Raw genomic sequence first — 16,810 nt, 5'->3', positions numbered from 1 at the left:
GGTCCTTCCCGTACCCGGCCGGTCCCCGTACTGTCCGATCCCGTCCCCTCCCGTCCGGTCGGACCCGGTCGGGTCCGGAGGACTGACCCTAGTCGCGATCTATCGCGTTTCGCTAGGCTGGGGTCGTGGACCTCGAAAAGCACCCTCAGACGCCGGTCGCACCCGCCGTTCCTGCGGACCGGCCCGCTTCCGCCGACCCCGTCGGCTCCATCCGTGCCTCCGATGCCGACCGCGACCGTGTCGCGGACATCCTCCGCGACGCCCTGGCAGAGGGCCGCCTCGACGCCGACGAGCACTCCGACCGTATCGACGCGGTCTACCGGGCGAAGACCGTCGGCGAACTCGAGCCGATCGTGGGGGACTTGCCCGCGGCCGGGCGCCGTCCGGACCCGGTTCCCCACGCGTACGGGCCGGAGGCGCCTGCCGGGCCCACGGACAACCTGGTAGCGATCTTCTCGAGTTCCACCCGCAAGGGCCGCTGGCGCGTCGGCGCGAGGACCAACGCCTTCTCCCTCTTCGGCAGCGTCGAGATCGATCTGACCGAGGCGATGTTCGGGCAGCGGCTCACCGTCATCAACGCGACGTCGATCTTCGGCAACGTGGAGGTGCGCGTGCCGGAGAACATCTCGCTGCGCGGCAGCGGCACCGGAATCTTCGGCAACTTCGAGGTGGTCACTCTGGAGGCCGCCGACCCGGAGGCCCCGGTGGTGGTGGTCAACGGCTACTCGGTTTTCGGCAATGTCGAGGCCAAGCCGAAGCGGGGCAAGCTCATCGCCGACCTGCACAACCGTCTGCGCAAGCACCTGGGCCATTGACGCGGCCACGCGGTGTCCACTGCGGTGTCCGCTGACGGCGACCGGGATTCCGGCACCCGGAACTCCGTGCCACTCAGTGCATAGGCGCGCGCACAGCGGGTAGGCCTTGCTGCATCGTCTCTCGCTCGCGAAGCCGTCGTCAGGAGTAGACCGTGCTGCAACTGCCGCATCAGGCCCTGCAGGTAGCCACCGTTCCGCCTCAGCGCACCTCTGCTCGGGAAGACCAGGACGGGCCCTGGCACTCGGAGGCGGTGTGCCGCCGGGACGAAGCCGGGCTGTTCTTCGCGCCGTCGAAGGAACCGACCGCCGCGCGGCTCTCGCGCGAGGAGGCCGCCAAGCGGGTCTGCGCCCGCTGCCCGGTCATGGTCGAGTGCCGCGAGCACGCGCTGCTCCAGCCCGAGCCGTACGGAGTGTGGGGCGGACTCACCGCGGCCGAGCGCCGTGTCGTCCTCGCCCGCCGCAGGCGGCGCGAGACGGAGCTGAAGAAGCCGGCATCGGCTGCCTGACGAAACCGTGACGTACGCGGATCCTCGCGTACGTACGGGAAGGGGCGCCCCCACCGCACATGGGGACGCCCCTTTCTGTATGCAGGACTCCGTTCTCAGGACTCCCTGTTCAGGGTCCTCGCGAATCCAGGGTGAGCTCCGCCCGAGCGCGGGCGAGCCCGCTACTGGGCGCGGTCGAAGTCGATGGCGCTGTAGGCGCGCAGCTTCGACAGCCGGTGCGTCGAGTCGATCTGGCGGATCGTTCCCGACTTGGACCGCATCACCAGCGACTGCGTCGTCGCGGTCGCGGCGCGGTACCGCACGCCGCGCAGCAGTTCGCCGTCCGTGATGCCCGTGGCCACGAAGAACACGTTGTCGCCGCTGACGAGGTCATCGGTGAGGAGCACGCGGTCCAGGTCGTGGCCCGCGTCGAGCGCGCGCTGCCGCTCCGCCTCGTCCTTCGGCCAGAGCTTGCCCTGGATCGTGCCACCCAGGCACTTGATCGCGCACGCGGTGATGATGCCCTCCGGCGTACCACCGATGCCCATCAGCATGTCGACGCCGGTGCCCTCGCGCACGGCCATGATCGCGCCCGCGACATCGCCGTCCGAGATGAACTTGATCCGCGCGCCGGTCTCCCGGATCTCCTTGACGATGCCCTCGTGGCGGGGCCGGTCCAGGATGACGACGGTGACGTCCTCGGGCGCGGAGTTCTTCGCCTTGGCCACCCGGCGGATGTTCACCGGTACGGGGGCGTCGATGTCGACGAAGTCGGCGGCCTCGGGGCCGGTGACCAGCTTGTCCATGTAGAAGACCGCGGACGGGTCGAACATGGTGCCCCGGTCGGCGGCGGCGAGGACCGCGATCGCGTTGGGCATGCCCTTGGCGGCGAGCGTCGTCCCGTCGATCGGGTCCACGGCGATGTCGCACTCGGCCCCGGTCCCGTCACCGATGCGCTCGCCGTTGAACAGCATCGGGGCTTCGTCCTTCTCGCCCTCGCCGATCACGACGACACCGTTCATCGAGACGGTGGACACGAGAGTCCGCATGGCCTTGACAGCCGCGCCGTCCGCGCCGTTCTTGTCGCCGCGGCCCACCCACCGGCCGGCGGCCATGGCGGCGGCCTCGGTGACCCGGACGAGCTCCAGGGCGAGGTTGCGATCGGGGGCCTCGGGGGAGACCTCCAGCTGGGACGGAAGATGATGCTCGGTCATCGGAGCGCACCTTTCTGTACGACGACGGCCGGAATAAAGAGGGTGCTGTGACTCTATCGGTACGTCGACAAAATGAGCAGAGGGGCCCACGTTTGAGCAAACAACCTTGATGCGACCATAGTGCGGTGGCAGGTATGCGAGGCAAGCAAACGGTACGCGGGATGGTCCAGTCGATGGCGGTGGTTCTGGCCGCCGCCTTCGTGATCTATCTTTTCGTCCCGCACGACGACACGGCGAACCCGGTTCAGGCGAAGGACTACCGCGTCGAACTGGTGACAGCGCGCCGGGCGGCGCCCTATCCGGTGGCCGCTCCCGCCGGTCTGCACGCGGACTGGAAGCCCACCTCGGCCCGCTACAGCCGGGCGGACGCCCATGCCTGGCACCTCGGCTTCCTCGACCCGGACGGGCAGTACGTCGCGGTCGAGCAGTCCACCGCGGCCGCGCGCAAGTACGTCCCGAAGGTCACCCAGCGGGCCGCCAGGACCGACCGCACCGAGCAGGTGGGCGGCGTGACCTGGGAGCGCTGGGAGGGCCCGAAGTACGACGCGCTCGTGCGCACCGGCGAGAACGGCTCGACGACGGTCGTCACGGGAACGGCGTCCTTCAAGCGGCTCGCGGAGATGGCGGCGGCGCTGGAGCCGAAGAAGTCCTGAGGCCGGAGAGGTCCTGAGGCCGGAGCCCCGAGGTCGGAGAGGTCCCGGGGGCCGCAGAAGTCCTGAAACGCACGACGAGGCGGCCGCACCCACAGGGGTGCGGCCGCCTCGTCGTCGTACGGACCGGAGTGTCAGACGGTCTTGATGACCTCGTCGAACTCCAGACGCGGCGAACGCGGGAACCACGCGTCGTCGCCCGGCTTGCCGATGTTGACGACCATCAGCGGGGTGTGGTCGTCGTCCAGGAACTCCTTCTGGACGCCCGCGAAGTCGACGCCGGTCATCGGGCCCGCGGCCAGACCGGCCGCGCGGACGCCGACGATGAAGTAGGCGGCCTGGAGCGCGGCGTTCAGCAGAGCGGACTGCTCACGGGCGGGGCGCTCGGCGAAGAACATGTCCTTGGCCTGCGGGAAGTGCGGGAACAGCGCCGGAAGCTCCTCGTGGAACTCGTTGTCCGCGGCGAGGATCGCGACCAGGGGTGCCGTGGCGGTCTTCGGCTGGTTGCCCTCGGCCATGTGCTTCACCAGCCGCTCCCGGGCCTCGGCGGAGCGGACCAGGACGACGCGCAGCGGCGACTGGTTGAAGGCGGTCGGGCCGTACTTGACCAGGTCGTAGATGGCCTGGACCTGCTCGTCGGTCACCGGCTCGTCGGTGAAGGTGTTGGCGGTGCGGGCCTCGCGGAAGAGGAGGTCCTGGGCGGCGGCGTCAAGAACGAGGGACATGCTGCGTGCCTTCCGAATGAGCAAAAGGGGATCAAGCTGTGACCTCACCGTACGGTCTAGATAGGTGAAGCTTCAACTAAATGCGGCCCGTCGTGAGCGGACTCACACAACTTTCAACTAAATGGAGTGCGCGTTCATGCCCCGCCCGGGCCGAACGCCTCAGGCGCCCGAATCGTCCCCGTAGCCACGTTCTCCGCCGGCCCCCGCTGAAGCCTCTTCGTCACGCGCCCCCGGTCCTGCCGCCCCCGGCCCCTGGTCGCCCCCGTCGCGCCCCGCAAGCGCCGCGTCCAGACGCGCCCGGGCGCCGTCCAGCCAGCGGCGGCACACCTTCGCCAGCTCCTCGCCGCGCTCCCACAGCGCGAGGGACTCCTCGAGCGTGGTGCCACCTGCTTCGAGCCGGCGTACGACCTCGATCAGCTCGTCGCGTGCCTGCTCGTAACCGATCGAACCGGCCGAACCCGTCGCGCCGATGGATTTCGCCGGATCGGCCGAGCTCTCGTCCGTCTTCGCCGTCATGCGTTCCACCCTATGCGTGAGGTCCGACAGTGACCGTGAACTCGCCTTCCGCGACCCTGGCCCGCAGCTCCTCGTCCGTCGTCACCTCGTCGGCCGCCCGGACGACCGATCCGTCCGCCCGCTGCAGCACCGCGTACCCCCGCTCCAGCGTCGCGGCCGGGGACAGGGCGACGACCCGAGCGCGGGTGTGGGCCAGCTCGGAGTCGGCACGGTCCAGCAGATGTCCGAGCACGCGACGGCCCCTTGCGGCGAGCGCGTCCGCCTCCCGCTCGCGCTCCTCCACCATCCGGTGCGGATGCTCCATGACGCGCCGGTGCAGACAGTTCGCGAGCCCCCGCTCCTCGCGCTCCAGCAGCCCCCGCACCGTCCGCAGCGCACGCTCCTGGAGCGTCCGCACCCGGTCGAGCTCCTCGCCGACGTCGGGAACGACCTTCTTCGCGGCGTCGGTCGGGGTGGAGGCACGCAGATCCGCGACCAGATCGAGCAGCGGCGAGTCCGGTTCGTGCCCGATCGCGGACACCAGGGGCGTACGGCAGTCGGCGACCGCGCGCACCAGCTGCTCGTCCGAGAACGGCAACAGGTCCTCGACGCTGCCGCCGCCGCGCGCGACGATGATCACGTCCACGTCAGGCAGCTCGTCGAGCTCCTTCACCGCCTGGACGACCTGGGGGACGGCGCGCACACCCTGCACCGCGACATTGCGCACCTCGAACCTGACGGCTGGCCAGCGCCGCCGCGCGTTCTCCAGTACGTCGCGCTCGGCTGCCGAGGCCCGGCCGCAGACCAGGCCGATCAGCTGCGGAAGGAAGGGCAGCGGCTTCTTGCGGTCGAGTGCGAAGAGACCCTCCGCGCCCAGGGTCCGCTTCAGGTGCTCGAGCCGCGCGAGCAGCTCACCGATGCCGACCGGTTTTATCTCGGCGGCACGCAGGGAGAGCTGGCCACGCGGGGCGTACCACTCCGGCTTGGCCAGCACGACGACCCGGGCGCCCTCGGACACGACGTCGGCGACCGCGTCGAACACCTGGCGGTAGCAGGTCACGCTGACCGAGATGTCGTACGACGGATCGCGCAGCGTCAGGAACACGACCCCCGCCCCGGGCCTGCGCGACAGCTGGGTGATCTGTCCTTCCACCCACACGGCGCCGAGCCGGTCGATCCATCCCCCGATGAGCCGTGACACCTCGCCGACGGGCAACGGTGCTTCGGCAGACGTAGTGAGACCCATGCACGCGAGCGTATCGGCACCCTCGGACAGGACCAGGCCCCGCACAGTGGCCCGTTCCCGCCGTCACCCGCCGCATGGACCGGCCACGGACCCGGTGAGCGCTCGGGGGACTCGTCCCGTACGCACATCGCTGATCACATATGGGCGGCGGACTCAGCCCTGTGGGCGATCGTTGGCCCGTTCGGTGCGCCCTTACGATGGGTGGCATGACTGCAACGAACGCCCGCCGCGTCCTGCTCGCCGCTCCCCGTGGCTACTGCGCGGGCGTGGACCGTGCCGTGATCGCCGTGGAGAAGGCCCTGGAGCAGTACGGCTCCCCGATCTACGTACGCCACGAGATCGTCCACAACAAGTACGTCGTGCAGACCCTGGAGAAGAAGGGCGCGATCTTCGTCGAGACGACGGAGGAGGTCCCTGAGGGCTCGATCGTCATGTTCTCGGCGCACGGCGTCGCTCCGATCGTGCACGACGAGGCCGCCGAGCGGAAGCTCGCGACCATCGACGCGACCTGCCCCCTGGTGACCAAGGTCCACAAGGAAGCCGTCCGCTACGCGAACGAGGACTTCGACATCCTCCTCATCGGCCACGAGGGCCACGAGGAGGTCATCGGCACCACGGGCGAGGCCCCCGACCACATCACCCTGGTCGACGGCCCGGACGACGTCCAGAAGGTCGAGGTCCGCGACCCGTCGAAGGTCGTCTGGCTCTCCCAGACCACGCTGTCCGTCGACGAGACGATGGAGACCGTCGACAAGCTGAAGACCAAGTTCCCGCTGCTGGTGTCCCCGCCGAGCGACGACATCTGCTACGCCACGCAGAACCGCCAGATCGCGGTCAAGCAGATGGGCGCCGACGCGGACCTGGTCATCGTCGTCGGCTCGCAGAACTCCTCGAACTCCAAGCGGCTCGTCGAGGTCGCCCTGGGCGCGGGCGCCCGCGACGCCCACCTGGTGGACTACGCGTCCGAGATCGACGAGGCCTGGCTGGAGGGCGTCACCACGGTCGGTGTCACCTCGGGTGCCTCCGTGCCGGAGGTCCTGGTCGAGGAGGTCCTGGAGTGGCTGTCCCGCCACGGCTTCGAGGACGTGGAGATCGTGAAGGCGGCGGAGGAGTCGATCACCTTCTCGCTGCCGAAGGAGCTCCGTCGCGATCTTCGCTCCGAAGCCGCCGGGCTGATCGAGGAGTAACCGTCAGCGGTTCCTCGTAACGTTGTGTCCATGAACGTCTTCGGAGTGGACATCGGCGGGTCGGGGATCAAAGGCGCTCCCGTGGACCTGGGCCGCGGCGACCTCGCAGAACCCCGCCACAAAGTACTCACACCGCACCCGGCCACGCCCGACGGCGTGGCCGGGTGCGTTGCCGAGGTGGTGGAGCACTTCGGCTGGTCGGGGCCGGTCGGGATCACCTTCCCGGGCGTGGTCACCGGCTCCGTCGTCCGAACGGCCGCGAACGTCGACAAGGGCTGGATCGACCTGGACGGCGGCAAGCTGCTGGGCGACCGGCTCGGCCTGTCGGTCACCGTGCTGAACGACGCGGACGCGGCGGGTGTGGCCGAGATGGCCTTCGGCGCGGGGCGCGGACGCAAGGGCACGGTGATGCTGCTGACGTTCGGCACGGGCATCGGCAGCGCCCTCTTCCTCGACGGCAAGCTCGTGCCGAACACGGAGCTCGGTCATCTCGAGCTGAACGGGCACGAGGCCGAGAAGCATGCTTCGACCAAGGTCAAGGATGACGAGGAGCTCAGCTGGGAGCACTGGGCGCACCGCGTCCAGAAGTACCTCATGCATCTGGAGATGCTGTTCTCACCCGAGCTGTTCATCGTCGGCGGCGGCGTGAGCCGCAAGGCGGACAGGTTCATGCCGCTGATCAAGCATGTGCGCGCGGAGATCCTCCCGGCGGAGCTCCAGAACAACGCGGGGATCGTGGGCGCGGCGATGATGGCTGCGGAGCGCTAGCAGGAACCACGGAACGGGACACCGGCAGGGCAGTCCGACGCATGCGATTGCTGTCCTGCCGGGTTCCTGCCCGTTCCTGCTGGTCCCGGGCGTTGTCTGTTGGCGTCTGCTGGCCTCTGTTGGCGTCTGTCGGTGCTCGTCGGTGCTCGTCGGTGGCCGTCGGTGTTTGTCGGTGGTCGTCGGAAGGCCGGGGGCGCCCGGCAGGACTCAGGCGCGGCCGCCCGGGCGCCGCTGGACCTGGCCCGCCCGGCCGGTGCCGGCCCGGTCTGCACGCCGGTCCGCCTCGCGCCGCCGCATCAGACGGACCTTCCGTACGGTCGTGATGAGACCGGCGATGAGCGTGCCCCCGTACAGCCATCCGGCGTTCACGGCCAGAGCCGTCACGACCGCCATGATCTGGCCGCCGTATCCGCCGGTACCGCCGGAGATCGGGACGGCCCCGACCGCGAAGGCGATCGGCACGCTGATGGGGGCCGTGACCAGGTCGGCGCTCCGTACCCACAGCGCGGTCAGGGCGCTGAGGGGGAGGAAGAACACGCCGTACACGATCGCCGAGCCGTCGAACAGAAGCTCGTCGAGCATGCCGATCAGCAGCATCACCGCCGACGCGAACAGCCCGGCGCCGATTCCGGTCAGCCGCGGATTCGGCAGTCTCCGCAGGGCATGCGCCACCGGCGGCAGCCGGCGCCCCGGGTCCGGGTCCGGCCGCCGGGGGCGACCGGACCGTTCGGGTCCGCCCGGCCGTCCGGGCGGACCCGAACGGCCCGACCCGCCGGGCTTGGCCGTGACCCGGTACACCGTGGCGCCCTCGACGAGCGCGCCCTGCCCGTAACGAGGGGCCCGCGGCCGTGGGCGTTGCTGCGAGGGACCTGTCGTGTGCTCCACGGGACCAACGTAGGTCGCAGGACGTGAGTGTTCCGCCACAGGACACGCCCTTTGGGCGACCTTGGCCGTGAGTTCGACGCAATCCCGCCCCTGCCACGTCCGGCGCGCCGCCGTGGCCTCCCTCGGTTCCCCGTCGTCGGCCCCGGCGACGCGCCCGTAAACTGGGGGATCGGCCCACCCGGGTCCGGGCCCCCGGCCCTCAGCCAGTCCTCACCCAGGAAGTCGCCAACGTGTCGCTCACGATCGGAATCGTCGGACTGCCGAATGTCGGCAAGTCGACCCTGTTCAACGCCCTGACCAAGAACGACGTGCTGGCGGCCAACTACCCGTTCGCCACCATCGAGCCCAACGTGGGCGTGGTCGGTGTCCCCGACACCCGCCTCGCCAAGCTGGCCGAGATCTTCGGGTCCCAGCGGATCCTCCCGGCGACGGTCGACTTCGTCGACATCGCGGGCATCGTCCGCGGCGCGAGCGAGGGCGAGGGCCTCGGCAACAAGTTCCTGGCGAACATCCGCGAGTCCGACGCGATCTGCCAGGTCATCCGGGCCTTCAAGGACGAGAACGTCGTACACGTCGACGGCAAGGTCTCGCCCAAGGACGACATCGAGACGATCAACACCGAGCTGATCCTCGCGGACCTCCAGACCATCGAGAAGGTGCTGCCGCGCCTCGCCAAGGAAGCCCGCATCAAGAAGGACGTGGCTCCGAAGGTGGCGGCGGTCGAGGCCGCCCAGGCCATCCTGGAGGAGGGCAACACTCTCTTCTCCGCCGGCATCGTCCAGGGCTCGGAGAAGGCGGAGCTGCTGCACGACCTGCACCTCCTCACGACGAAGCCGTTCCTCTACGTCTTCAACGTCGACGAGGACGAGCTGGTCGACGAGGACTTCAAGAACGAGCAGCGCGCCCTGGTCGCCCCGGCCGAGGCGATCTTCCTCAACGCCAAGCTCGAGGCCGACCTCGCCGAGCTCGACGAGGAGGACGCCATGGAGCTCCTCCAGTCCGTCGGCGCAGAGGAGCCGGGCCTGGCGACCCTCGCCCGCGTCGGCTTCGACACCCTCGGCCTCCAGACCTACCTCACGGCAGGTCCCAAGGAGTCCCGCGCCTGGACCATCAAGAAGGGGGCGACGGCCCCCGAGGCGGCCGGTGTGATCCACACCGACTTCCAGAAGGGCTTCATCAAGGCCGAGGTCATCTCCTTCGCCGATCTCGTCGCCACGGGCTCGGTGGCCGACGCGCGGGCGGCGGGCAAGGCGCGCATGGAGGGCAAGGACTACGTGATGCAGGACGGGGACGTGGTGGAGTTCCGCTTCAACGTGTAGTGCCTGATTCCTTGAGCGGCCGAAGTGGCTGGTCAGGGTAATAAACCCCAGGTCAGGGGCCAGATCTTCGGGTCTGGCCCCTTCCTGTTTTCTCCGGCCGGATCAGCCTCTTTCCTGCCCCCTGTGCTGACTTGGTGCTGCTTGCCGGGTGGGTCTGTACGTCCTCTGAGCAGGAGTTTCCGGCCGTTCGCTTTCTGATCGCTGTTGGTTCGGACCTCGGAGGCGCGTTCACCGCCCCGGAGGGGGAAGGGCTCGTGGAGATCCCGGAGGAGACGTTGAGGGAGTCTTTCCGTGCTCTTGGCTGGTGAGGCGTGGGCGGCGCGGTTCGAGCGCTTCACGCAGGAGGCATGGCGCCTGGAGACGCTGCCGCAGTACCTCATGCCGCAGGAGGAAGAGGAGTAGTCCGGCTCGCGAAGCGCTGCAACATGAGCCAGACAAAGATCAGCAATATCGAGAGCGGGAAGCTCACCCCCGCCATAGTCGACGTTGAGCCGATCCTTCATGCCCTTGGGGCGGAAGGGCCGCTGGCGGGCGAGATCCTCGCCCTCGCTCGCTCAGCGAACACGGAGTGGCAGGACCACCCGGCTATGCGGCGAGTGTCGCCAGCGTCTGCTCGGGTGCGGTGAGGATCGAGAAGTGGCCTTGGCCGGGATGGATGTGAAGGCGTGCGCCCGGTATCGCCGCGGCGAAGCGGCGGGCGTGCTGGAGCGGGACGGTGGTGTCGGCGTCCCCATGGTGGATCGACGTGGGCACCCTGATCGACTCGAGGTCGAAACCCCAGGGCCGGGTCAGCACGCGCAGATCCTGCTCGACTCCCCGACTGCCGCGGTGGAACGCTCGCAGGTAGTTGGTCAAGAAGGCCGCGCGTGCGTCCGACTGAGCGAGGGCACGCCGGTCGTTGGTGGGCATCTCGCTGGTCGCCAGGCGAAGGAACAGCCCTGGTGCCCGGCGCGCCAGCGTGGCCAGGCGGCCCAGAAACCAGCCACCGAAGGCCGGAGCATGCCGGGCGATCTGCAAGGACGCGCGCTGCCCGGCTGCCATCCCGCGGGTGGGCCAGGCAGGCGGACCGAGGGGCGCGATGAGCAGCAGGCTGCGGACGCGGTCAGGCAGCTCGGACGCGCAGGCGGCCGCGAACGCTCCTCCGCCCGAGACGCCGAGCAGCGTCACCGAGCCGACGTCCAACGCGTCCAGGACCAGGGTGGCTTCCGCAGCCCAGTCCACGACCTGCGGCAGGCGACGGGCGTCGGTGCCGCCGATGCCGGGGCGATCCGGGGCGATGAGGCGCAGTCCGAGCGCGTGGGCCGCGCCCGCGAAGCCGTACGCGGCCAGCCGGGAGTCGGCCAACCCGTGGCAGAACAGCACCGCAGGCGCGTCCGGCTCCCCCACCACCTCGACCGCGATCACCCCGCCGTCGGCTCGATGCAGCTCCACCCTCATATTGTCTCCCGTGACCTTGATCTGAGAGCTGCCTGAGCGGCTTTCCAGAGGTTCTGCCGGTAGTCGGCTGGGAGCCAGGGGCTGTAATCAGGTCTCGTAAACGGTGGACCGGTGTCCCACGTGAACGACCCAGACCACCAGCTCTCCGTTGTCGATCGTGTAGACGACGCGGTAGTCGCCGACGCGCAGACGGCGTCGTTCGGGCTGGGACACGAGTGCGGTGGTGTTGAAGCCGAGAGGGTCGGTCTCCAGCTCGGTCAGCTTGGCCAGGATGCGCAGCGCCATGTCGCGGGGGATCTTCCGAAGCTCGGCCTGTGCCTCAGGGCGGAAGACGGTTCGGTACTCACTCACCGCGTGCCAGCGTCTCCCTCATGATGTCCTCGATCGGGATGCCGGGCGCGGGGCTGGCCATGCGCTCGTCGATGATCCGATTGATCTCGCGCTCTTCCCACTCCTGGTACTTGCGCAGCACCTCGATGGAGACGACGGCGGCGACTTCCTTGCCTCGGCGCGTGATCACTGTGGGCACATCGTCGCGGTCTGCGCGCTCCACGACCTCCGCCAAGTGCGCACGCACGTCGCGGATGGACTCTATGGGCAGTGGCTGCGTCATGCGCTCAAGGGTACCGAGTGTCCCATGTGTACACAAGAGAGGCCGTGGTGGTGGGCAGGTCGCCTCGACGCGCGCGTGCTGGGTGTGCTGAATGAACGCGCACCGTGCTGGATCGGTGCTGGACAGGGGCTCCGGAAATCGCGTTTCCGCAGGTCGGAGCTCTGACTTTTCAGCTGCTTCGGGGCGGCGTGAGCTTGTCGAGGTCCAGGCTGACCTCGAAGGGCACCGGGCGCTGGAGGGTGCCCCGGAAGATCCCGGCGGGCGCGTAGGCGCCGGTGGGTTCGTCGAGCTCGTAGACGTGGACGACGGGTGCCCCGTCCTCGTCCTCGATGCACCAGTAGTGCGGGATGCCGGCCTCTGCGTACTTGCGAAGCTTTACGGTGCGATCGCGGTGGGCCGACTCGGGGGAGACGACCTCGCGGTGTTGTGCAAGGCGACGGGGCCGGTCCCCTTCGGGGCCCGGCCCCGTCGCCGCGTCCGCTGGATCCGTGCCGTGTCCGGGCCCGGGCCCGGCTCGGGTGAGCCGGACCCGGTGTGCGGCGTCGCGTGTCAGACGATGCCCGGGGGATAGCCGTAGTGGGCACCGCCCCGGACGAGGACCCGCCAGGCCTCCTCCTGACCGGAACAGTCGGGGAACACCTCCAGGCGGACGCCGGGCCCCCAGCTCAGGGCGAGATCACCGGCCTTGCCGAGGTGGACGCTCTCCACACGCGGCTCAGCCTTGCGGAAGACGTCGTTGAGGAGCTCGGCGCGCGCGTCGTACATCGTCGAGAAGGTGTCGAACGCGTCCGGTCCCGCGCCCTTCTGCGGGTACCTCATGTCGCGCGATCCGAGCAGCACCCTGTCGTCGTGGACGAACCGGAACGGGCACTGGATGTGGAGGCCGAGTTCTTCGCCGCGTGCGCCGGTGAGCTCCACCACCCCCATGTCCGCGGCCCTTCCGACGGTGCGGAGCACCGCCTGGTCCAGCATGCGCCGAACGTTTGCGGCCTCTTCGTCAGCACCCACCGAACATCCCCTTGGCCTCCTCGATGATGCGATGGTAGCCGTATCCCCGCCCAGTGATCCGGTCGTGCAAGGCACGTCGCTCACCAGGGGTCACGTCTCGGCCGAGATCGCGCTCCACTGCGCGGAGAGCGTCCCTGAACTCCTTGTTCTCCGCTTGGTTGCCGCGGGGTGCGTGGTACCCGTCGTCGTCAAGATTGCCGGAATCCCAGCTCCTCCTGATGTCCTCAAGGCCCTTGTCCCAGTCGAATCCGCCGTCGTTGTGCACCAGGACCGGCGAGCTTCCGGCAAGCACATAGAAGGTATGGGCATTGCTGACGGTGAGGTTGTAGACCCGCTGCTTCTGGGCCCAGGTACGGGTCGCGACGACCGTCCGCAGCGTTCCGTCCGGTGCGCGCAGACGATCCCCGGTCCGTACCTGACCGGCAGTGGTCCAGCTCTTCTGGTCGACCAGCCACAGCGGATGGTTGTCGGTCGCCGTGAAGGTGCCGGTGACGCTGCCGCGGGCGCCGTCGGTGTCGACGGTGAGGCGTACGAGGCGCTTGGCTCCGTCGCCGACGATCACCCGCTGCACGGTCTGCGGCCCCGTCACCCCCGTCGCGGTGTCGGTGGCGAGCACGCGGTCACCCAGACGCATGTGCTGGATCTGACGGGTGGTTCCGTCGGCCATGGCGACGCGTGTCTCGGGCGTGAAGCTGTTGGGTACCTTGCAGGCTTTGGCACCCTTGCCGAACAACCCCTTGAGGGCTCCGTAGGCCTTGTCGCCCCACTTGCCGAATTTCACGGCGGAGGCGCCGTAGCCGGCGACCGGGATGGCGGACGCGCAGGAGAGGCCGGCGTTGAGTGCGTCGCCTTCGGCTCCGTACCAGGCGCAGTTGGCTCCGTCGGCCGCCTCACCGGCGCCGGGGATGAGCCCGACGAGGTCCAGGGCGAGGTGTCCGCTGTCGGACCAGGTCCAGCCGCTGTCCTCCTCTTCCTCAGCAGCCTTTCTGAGGTCCTCCTCGCGCTTCTTCCGGGCTTCTTCGTCGCGCCGCCGCGCCGCCTCCTCGGCCCGTCGCTTCTCTTCTGCGATGCTCTTCGCCTCCTTGGCCGCCTTGTCGGCGGCCGCGGAGTCCTTACCTGCAGCGACGGCGGAGGCGCGGGCCTCCTGAGCCGCCGTCTCCGCGTCGGCGGCAGAGGCGCGCGCCCATGCGGCGGACGCGTGGGCCTCCCGCGCGGAGTTGCCGGCTTCGCGTGAGGCTGCGACCGCGTCGGTCTGTGCCTTGCGGGCGGCCTTGGCCGATTCCCGCGCCTGAGCGGCGGAGTTCTCGGCCTCTGATGCCGACTTGTCGGCCTCGGCCGCGTACTTCTTGGCGTCGCCTGCGGAACGGTCGGCCTGCTCGGCCCAGGTCTTGGCCTCTCCTGACTTCTTGTTGGCAAGGGCAGCGGCCCGACTGGCCTCGGCCGCGTTCTGCTGGGCGCGGGCGGCGACGACGGCGGCGTCGGAGATCAGGCGTTGGACGTCGGCGATATGGGTGGCGGCCAGGGCGTCCTTGCGCTTGGCCCGGTACTGGCCGACGGTGATGAACTCGTGCAGCATCTGCGGGGGGCCTTCGACGGCCACACGGGCCGCGGCCTTGAGTTCCGGACTGCCGGTGCTGATCAGCTGAGAGGCGCGCAGGCGTTCGTCGTTGGTGCGGGCGGCGTACTGCCCGGTGGTGAGGAACGTGCGCATCGCGTCCGTGCCGCCGCCGAGTGCGGCAACGGCCGCATCCTTGGTGGCGGGTCCGCCGGCGCTGACGGCCTGGGAGATCCGCAGACGGTAGTCGTTCGCGGCCACCTCGTGCTGACCGGCGATCAGGAAGGTGCGGATCTGCCGGACATCGCCGGCCAGGGCCTTCTCCGCTGCCTGGCGCACGGCCGGGGAGGCGGCATCGTCGGCGAGCCGCTCGGTGCGGGCGCGCTCGTCCTGTTCGGCTGCTTCCTTCCAGCCGGTACGCAGGTACTCGACGACCTCGGCGTCGGAGCCGGCCAAGGCAGCGGCTGCGGCGGTGCTGCTCCACGGTCCGCGGGTCTTCATCGTGACCAGGGCGATCCAACGGCCCTTCGCGACCATGCGCCCAGTGTCCGCGTCCGGCTGGGCCGCGTAGTCCGAGAGCTTGGCGATGAGGGCGTCCAGAGCGGAAGCCGTGCTCGCAGCCTTGTCGGCCTGGGCCCGCTTCCGCTCGTCGGCTGCCTTGAGTTCCTTGGCCTCCTCCGTAGCGGCCGCGGTGCGGGTGGCCAGTTCCTCGGCCTCGCTGCGGCGGGTCAGGCCGAAGGTGGTGCGGGCCTGGCCGACGGCGTTGGTGGCCACGTCCGCGGCCTTCTTCGCGTTCGCGGCGTGGACGGCGGATTCCTTGGCGGCCTGGGCCGACTTGCCGGCCTGCTTGGCCGCTTCCTCCGCTGCCGTGGCCGCCCGTTCGGCGTGCTCCGCCGCATCGTTGGCGGCGTCCCGCGCCTTGTAGGCGGCGGCTGCCGACTCCTTGGCGAGTGCCTGCGAGACACCGGCCGCGCGGGTCGCCTCGGCCGCTTGGCGGCGCGCTGCCGCTGCTGCGGCGTCCGCCTCGGCGGAGTGGGCTCCGGCGGCGGATGCCAGGCCGCTCGCCCGGCCGGCTTCCGCGGCGGCGGCGTCGGCGTTCCTGCCCGCGCTGCCGGCGGCCTCTGCCGCGACACCGGCGGCGGTGGCCGCCAGTCCGGCCGCCTCTGCCGCCTGGCCGGCCTGACGGGCCTCCTTGGCCACCACGCGGGCTTCCTGCGCGGCCTTGCGCGCGGCGGACGCCATACCGGCGTCACCCGCGGCCGCCGAGGCAGCACTCTGCGCCCGGGCCGCGGCATCGGCCGCACCCGCCGCAGCGGCTGCGGCCTGCGAGGCGGCGGTGGCAGCGATGCGCGCGGAGGCGTTGGCGGCACGTGCCGCGCTGATGGCCTGCTGGGCCGCGGCGGCGGCTCCCCGGGCCGCGCGGGCCGCCTGACCGGCCGCGTTCGCGGCACGCTTGGAGTCCTTGCGGGCCTCCTCGGTCTCGGTGGCCGCCTCTGCGGCAGCCTTCCTGGCCAGCTCGGACGCCTTCACCGCACGGGCGGAAGCCTCTTTGGCGGCATCGGTCTGCCGCTTGGCCTGGGCCCCGGCCGCCCTGGCCCGCTCGGCGAGCTGCGCGACAGTCGCGCGTTCCTGGTCCCGGGCCTGGGCGATGTACTGCCCGACCTCAAGGAAGTCCCGTACGTCGTCGATCGTGCCGTTGGCCGCGGCGATGGCGGCTGCCTTGGTGGCCGGCCCTCCGGTACTGACGATCCGGGACAGCGCTACCCGTTCATCGGCCTCACGCGCCGGGTACTGCCCCCGCTCGAGGAACTCCTGCACCTTTTCCGGGCCGGCGTTCAACGCGGCCACGCCGGCTTCCTTGACGCTGCTGCCGCCTTCGCTGATGACCTGCGAAACCCGGAGTTGCCGGTCCTTCTCCAGCGGCGCCTTCCAGCCGTCGTTCAAAAAGGCGTTCACGACGTCCGGGTCGTTGCTGTCCAACGCTTTCAGCGCCGCCTCACGCACACTCGGACCGCTGAGTGAGTAAAGCTGTGAGAACAACAACTGAGTGTCATGACGCTCGGCGACTGCCTTTTCCTTGCTCAGGAAAAGCTGCACGTCCGCGTCCGAACCCTGCAACGCGAGTTCAGCCGCCTCCCTGACGGCCGGCCCCCCGCGCGTCCATATCTGCAACACCTGACCGCGCTCGCTCAGCGGAACCGGGCCATTGGCTCCGGCGTCTTCCGCTTGCGCAGGACCTGCCCCGAGTACCCCCGCGGTCAGTGAGAGCGACAAGGCGCCGAGGCACACCAACCGTATGCCACGCGCCCACCTTCCCCCAGCTCTATTCACGTTTTTTGTTCCCTGTTCAAGAAACCTGCCTGGTCATGGCGGGTTCGCCGCATATCGGCCAGCCGAGCATAGCCCTG

At 69.8% G+C, this 16,810-nt stretch carries 17 protein-coding genes and 2 pseudogenes; 7 read left to right on the top strand and 12 right to left on the bottom strand.

What is annotated here, in order from left to right:
• Positions 1 to 125: 125 nt before the first annotated feature.
• Complete coding sequence (locus tag ACFU5O_RS08575) at positions 126 to 815, top strand: DUF1707 domain-containing protein (protein WP_384238071.1); 690 nt, start codon at positions 126 to 128, stop codon at positions 813 to 815.
• A gap of 152 nt (positions 816 to 967) precedes the next feature.
• Complete coding sequence (locus ACFU5O_RS08570; protein ID WP_384238069.1) at positions 968 to 1,321, top strand: WhiB family transcriptional regulator; 354 nt, start codon at positions 968 to 970, stop codon at positions 1,319 to 1,321.
• Between the two features lie 161 nt (positions 1,322 to 1,482).
• Here ACFU5O_RS08570 and glpX read toward each other — a convergent pair whose 3' ends face one another.
• Positions 1,483 to 2,514, bottom strand: a complete 1,032-nt coding sequence (gene glpX, locus ACFU5O_RS08565; protein ID WP_384238067.1) for a class II fructose-bisphosphatase — start codon at positions 2,512 to 2,514, stop codon at positions 1,483 to 1,485.
• A gap of 134 nt (positions 2,515 to 2,648) precedes the next feature.
• Here glpX and ACFU5O_RS08560 point away from each other — a divergent pair, with 134 nt between their 5' ends.
• Positions 2,649 to 3,167, top strand: a complete 519-nt coding sequence (locus ACFU5O_RS08560; protein WP_384238921.1) for a DUF4245 domain-containing protein — start codon at positions 2,649 to 2,651, stop codon at positions 3,165 to 3,167.
• A gap of 131 nt (positions 3,168 to 3,298) precedes the next feature.
• On the opposite strand, the gene ACFU5O_RS08555 is transcribed toward ACFU5O_RS08560, so the two are convergent.
• The 3 genes from ACFU5O_RS08555 to xseA form a co-directional block, all read right to left on the bottom strand.
• Positions 3,299 to 3,889 (bottom strand): malonic semialdehyde reductase, encoded by a 591-nt coding sequence (locus ACFU5O_RS08555; protein ID WP_384238065.1) that lies wholly within the window; start codon positions 3,887 to 3,889, stop codon positions 3,299 to 3,301.
• A gap of 159 nt (positions 3,890 to 4,048) precedes the next feature.
• Entirely contained in the window at positions 4,049 to 4,405 is a 357-nt protein-coding gene (locus ACFU5O_RS08550; protein WP_384238063.1) for an exodeoxyribonuclease VII small subunit, read from the bottom strand.
• Between the two features lie 10 nt (positions 4,406 to 4,415).
• Positions 4,416 to 5,630: an exodeoxyribonuclease VII large subunit gene (xseA, locus tag ACFU5O_RS08545; protein WP_384238061.1), complete on the bottom strand. Its 1,215-nt coding sequence runs from the start codon at positions 5,628 to 5,630 to the stop codon at positions 4,416 to 4,418.
• A gap of 197 nt (positions 5,631 to 5,827) precedes the next feature.
• Between xseA and ACFU5O_RS08540 the strand changes: the two genes are divergently transcribed.
• Together ACFU5O_RS08540 and ppgK are read left to right on the top strand one after the other, a co-directional pair.
• On the top strand, positions 5,828 to 6,817 hold the full coding sequence (locus ACFU5O_RS08540; RefSeq protein WP_384238059.1) for a 4-hydroxy-3-methylbut-2-enyl diphosphate reductase: 990 nt from the start codon (positions 5,828 to 5,830) through the stop codon (positions 6,815 to 6,817).
• 30 nt (positions 6,818 to 6,847) lie between these two features.
• Positions 6,848 to 7,585, top strand: coding sequence for a polyphosphate--glucose phosphotransferase (ppgK, locus tag ACFU5O_RS08535; RefSeq protein ID WP_384238057.1), 738 nt, complete (start codon positions 6,848 to 6,850; stop codon positions 7,583 to 7,585).
• Positions 7,586 to 7,792: 207 nt separating this feature from the next.
• On the opposite strand, the gene ACFU5O_RS08530 is transcribed toward ppgK, so the two are convergent.
• Entirely contained in the window at positions 7,793 to 8,470 is a 678-nt protein-coding gene (locus ACFU5O_RS08530; protein ID WP_384238055.1) for a DUF6542 domain-containing protein, read from the bottom strand.
• 230 nt (positions 8,471 to 8,700) lie between these two features.
• Between ACFU5O_RS08530 and ychF the strand changes: the two genes are divergently transcribed.
• Both ychF and ACFU5O_RS08520 read left to right on the top strand, forming a co-directional pair.
• The gene (gene ychF / locus ACFU5O_RS08525) at positions 8,701 to 9,789 is read left to right on the top strand and encodes a redox-regulated ATPase YchF (protein WP_384238053.1); all 1,089 of its coding nucleotides are present in this window, start codon (positions 8,701 to 8,703) and stop codon (positions 9,787 to 9,789) included.
• A gap of 347 nt (positions 9,790 to 10,136) precedes the next feature.
• Complete coding sequence (locus ACFU5O_RS08520; RefSeq protein ID WP_384238050.1) at positions 10,137 to 10,415, top strand: helix-turn-helix domain-containing protein; 279 nt, start codon at positions 10,137 to 10,139, stop codon at positions 10,413 to 10,415.
• Here the strand turns inward: ACFU5O_RS08520 and ACFU5O_RS08515 are convergent.
• From ACFU5O_RS08515 to ACFU5O_RS08485, 7 genes and pseudogenes are all read right to left on the bottom strand, one after another.
• The gene (locus ACFU5O_RS08515) at positions 10,375 to 11,220 is read right to left on the bottom strand and encodes an alpha/beta fold hydrolase (RefSeq protein WP_384238047.1); all 846 of its coding nucleotides are present in this window, start codon (positions 11,218 to 11,220) and stop codon (positions 10,375 to 10,377) included. The genes ACFU5O_RS08520 and ACFU5O_RS08515 overlap by 41 nt on opposite strands.
• 93 nt (positions 11,221 to 11,313) lie before the next feature.
• The gene (locus ACFU5O_RS08510; protein ID WP_054221840.1) at positions 11,314 to 11,577 is read right to left on the bottom strand and encodes a type II toxin-antitoxin system RelE/ParE family toxin; all 264 of its coding nucleotides are present in this window, start codon (positions 11,575 to 11,577) and stop codon (positions 11,314 to 11,316) included.
• Positions 11,570 to 11,839, bottom strand: coding sequence for a type II toxin-antitoxin system Phd/YefM family antitoxin (locus ACFU5O_RS08505; protein WP_365927101.1), 270 nt, complete (start codon positions 11,837 to 11,839; stop codon positions 11,570 to 11,572). The genes ACFU5O_RS08510 and ACFU5O_RS08505 overlap by 8 nt, the downstream gene beginning before the upstream one ends.
• A 169-nt stretch (positions 11,840 to 12,008) precedes the next feature.
• Positions 12,009 to 12,257 (bottom strand): annotated as a pseudogene (locus ACFU5O_RS08500) (Uma2 family endonuclease); the annotation flags it as partial.
• A 131-nt stretch (positions 12,258 to 12,388) separates the two neighbouring features.
• Positions 12,389 to 12,811, bottom strand: coding sequence for a hypothetical protein (locus tag ACFU5O_RS08495; protein ID WP_384238044.1), 423 nt, complete (start codon positions 12,809 to 12,811; stop codon positions 12,389 to 12,391).
• A 25-nt stretch (positions 12,812 to 12,836) separates the two neighbouring features.
• A complete protein-coding gene (locus tag ACFU5O_RS08490; protein ID WP_384238920.1) occupies positions 12,837 to 16,442 on the bottom strand; it encodes a polymorphic toxin-type HINT domain-containing protein in 3,606 nt (1,201 codons plus the stop codon).
• 39 nt (positions 16,443 to 16,481) lie between these two features.
• A pseudogene (locus tag ACFU5O_RS08485) lies at positions 16,482 to 16,577 on the bottom strand (ALF repeat-containing protein); the annotation flags it as partial.
• Between the last annotated feature and the right edge of the window lie 233 nt (positions 16,578 to 16,810).

The organism is Streptomyces sp. NPDC057445 (assembly GCF_042802855.1).
Lineage (GTDB): Bacteria > Actinomycetota > Actinomycetes > Streptomycetales > Streptomycetaceae > Streptomyces.
The sequence above is the reverse complement of the archived record's forward strand: the minus strand, read 5'-3'. Positions and strand labels throughout refer to the sequence as shown.

Excerpts from the sequence above, each read along its gene's own strand:
- ACFU5O_RS08520 (WP_384238050.1), top strand. The coding sequence starts at position 10,137 with ATGGCGCCTGGAGACGCTGCCGCAGTACCTCATGCCGCAGGAGGAAGA.
- ACFU5O_RS08505 (WP_365927101.1), bottom strand. The coding sequence starts at position 11,839 with ATGACGCAGCCACTGCCCATAGAGTCCATCCGCGACGTGCGTGCGCAC.
- glpX (WP_384238067.1), bottom strand. The coding sequence starts at position 2,514 with ATGACCGAGCATCATCTTCCGTCCCAGCTGGAGGTCTCCCCCGAGGCC.
- ACFU5O_RS08560 (WP_384238921.1), top strand. The coding sequence starts at position 2,649 with ATGCGAGGCAAGCAAACGGTACGCGGGATGGTCCAGTCGATGGCGGTG.
- ppgK (WP_384238057.1), top strand. The coding sequence starts at position 6,848 with ATGAACGTCTTCGGAGTGGACATCGGCGGGTCGGGGATCAAAGGCGCT.
- ACFU5O_RS08555 (WP_384238065.1), bottom strand. The coding sequence starts at position 3,889 with ATGTCCCTCGTTCTTGACGCCGCCGCCCAGGACCTCCTCTTCCGCGAG.
- ACFU5O_RS08550 (WP_384238063.1), bottom strand. The coding sequence starts at position 4,405 with ATGACGGCGAAGACGGACGAGAGCTCGGCCGATCCGGCGAAATCCATC.
- ACFU5O_RS08540 (WP_384238059.1), top strand. The coding sequence starts at position 5,828 with ATGGGTGGCATGACTGCAACGAACGCCCGCCGCGTCCTGCTCGCCGCT.
- xseA (WP_384238061.1), bottom strand. The coding sequence starts at position 5,630 with ATGGGTCTCACTACGTCTGCCGAAGCACCGTTGCCCGTCGGCGAGGTG.
- ACFU5O_RS08495 (WP_384238044.1), bottom strand. The coding sequence starts at position 12,811 with ATGCTGGACCAGGCGGTGCTCCGCACCGTCGGAAGGGCCGCGGACATG.